This is a genomic window from Roseburia sp. 1XD42-69, from assembly GCF_003612565.1.
In the GTDB taxonomy this organism is placed as follows: Bacteria; Bacillota; Clostridia; order Lachnospirales; family Lachnospiraceae; genus Roseburia_B.
Window position 1 is genome coordinate 1 of sequence record NZ_RAZG01000167.1, and the last position, 2,443, is coordinate 2,443.

1 protein-coding gene is annotated in these 2,443 nt (G+C 45.8%); it reads left to right on the top strand.

Translation table 11 applies throughout. The features are described from left to right. Positions 1-515: 515 nt before the first annotated feature. Complete coding sequence (locus D7Y06_RS24710; protein WP_120410125.1) at positions 516-2,327, top strand: reverse transcriptase domain-containing protein; 1,812 nt, start codon at positions 516-518, stop codon at positions 2,325-2,327. The last annotated feature ends 116 nt before the right edge of the window (positions 2,328-2,443 follow it).

Consider the following 2,443-nt stretch of genomic DNA (forward strand, 5'->3'; position numbering starts at 1 on the left):
AAGCCTAATTCCTATCATCAACCGACTTATCCGAAAGGGAAACCCGACGGGGAGTATAGCATGTCGGCAACGGTGCTATTCAGCCAGTTATCGGGCTGTGAACGGGCATCAAGATGAAATGTCATGTATGAGGTTAAACAGCTACACTGCTTAAATGACAGCCAGAGGGGCTTTATCGTCAGCACTGACGGAAGATAGCTATTATACGTCAGGCAGTGCAGGGTGTACGCAGAGTTGTGCGAACTGCGTCTACACATCACATTCCGCACTGGCCAGCCGCAATAAGCGGAAAACGGCGAACGTCATAGCCGACAGCATGACACGCTTGTACAGACAAGCCTAAACGAGGATAGCCTAAACAGGAACGCTTACCATTTTAAGCTATGGCATACAGTGCCTGAATATCCTGCATGGCTACGGAGTCTCCATAGTAGTCCGAGGCGGTAATACCGTTCACATGGCGAAGGGAGACAGCTATACGACTGAAATAATTTAGGAAAGGTGTGTGAGACATCATGAGAAGTCCAAAGATTATTTTGGAGAATCTACAGAAACACTCGAAAGAGGAAAACTACAGGTATGAGAGACTGTACAGGAATCTTTATAATGAGGATTTCTACTTGCAGGCTCTCCAAAACATCTACGCCAACAAGGGCGCAATGACACCCGGCATAGATGGGCTGACACTCGACGGTTACGGTAAAGAAAGAGTGGAGCGGATTATCCATGCGGTGAAAGACCACAGTTATCAGCCGAACCCTGTCCGCAGACAGTATATCAAAAAGAAAAACGGGAAAATGAGACCGCTTGGGATATCGTCGTCAGACGACAAACTGGTGGAGGAAGTTATTAAGATGATTCTTGAAAGTATTTATGACCCGACATTCTCCAACTATTCCCACGGCTTTAGACCCAAAAGGAGCTGCCATACGGCACTCTTACAGTTACAGCAGAACTTTACGGGTGTGAAATGGTTTGTGGAGGGAGATATAAAGTCGTATTTTGATACGATAGACCACCACAGCCTTGTAAATATCCTGCGCAGGCGGATTAAAGATGAAGCCTTTATTGAGCTGATTTGGAAATTCCTCAATGCAGGGTATATGGAGAACTGGGAGTACAATTCCACTTTCAGCGGCATAGCCCAGGGTTCTGGCATCAGCCCAATCCTTGCAAACATCTACCTTAATGAGTTTGACCGATTTATGGAGGACTACAAAAAGGGATTTGATAAAGGTACGGGCAGAAAAAGGAACAATGAGTACTCCAGAAAACAGTCATACCGCCAAAGGTGCAAAGCCAAAATCCGAAAAGAATGGGACGGCTACTCTGATACAGAAAAGCAGGAAGCAGTACGCCGACTGGCAGACTTAAAGAGGGCGTTCCAGAAAATCCCTATGGGCGACCCAATGGACACAGGCTATAAGCGGATACAGTATGTGCGTTACGCCGATGATTTTCTTATCGGCGTAATCGGAAGCAAAGAAGATGCTGAAAAGATTAAGTCCGATATTGGGAGGTTCTTTGAGGAAACGCTGAAACTGGAATTGTCTGCGGAAAAGACGCTCATCACGAACAGTGACGACAAAGCGAGGTTCCTCGGCTATGACGTTACGGTATGCAACGACAGTGCGCTGAAAAAAGCCAAAGGAAAAGGGACTGTTAAAGCCTACACCGGCAAAATCAAGCTGTACCTGCCAAAAGAGAAATGGGTGGGGAAGCTGTTAAATTACGGTGTGCTGAAAATCGTTTCAAGGGCAGGGGAAAAGGAAGTCTGGAAGCCGTTACAGCGGAACGACTATATTTTCCTGCCAGTGCATGAAATGGTGCGGAAGTACAATGCGCAGATTCGGGGGATTTACAATTACTACCGTCTTGCGAGCAATGTTTCCGTATTAAATAAGTTCCATTATGTCATGGAATACAGCCTGTACAAGACCGTTGCGGCAAAATACCGTATCACAATGACAAAAGCAAAGCTAAAATATACCAAAAACAAAGAGTTTAAAGTGCCGTACAAAACACAGAAAGGTACAAAGTATGCAGTCCTCTATAATGAGGGATTCCGCAGGGTGAAATATGCCCTTGGGAGTTATGCAGACATCATACCCGAATATGAGCAGATGAACAAGCCAAAAGAATTGTTTTTCAGATACAAGGCGAACGTCTGCGAAATGTGCGGCGCATACGTGTCAGCGGTCAAAGTGTATCAAGTAAAAAGTATGAGCGACCTTGATGTTAATACAGAATGGGGAGCGATCATGAACAAGAAGAAAAGAAAAACGCTTGTAGTGTGTGGAGACTGCTATGACAGAATCCATAAATAATTGTAGAGGATGTATAGTGGGGAGCCGTATACATCGAGAGGTGTACGTGCGGTTCCGGGGCGAGGGTTCGGAAACCTGCTGTCGTGAGGCAGTAAGGCGCCGGATTCTTAGCCTAC

What these genes read in the sequence shown, in the direction of transcription:
- D7Y06_RS24710 (WP_120410125.1), top strand. Translation starts at nt 516, where the DNA reads ATGAGAAGTCCAAAGATTATTTTGGAGAATCTACAGAAACACTCGAAA.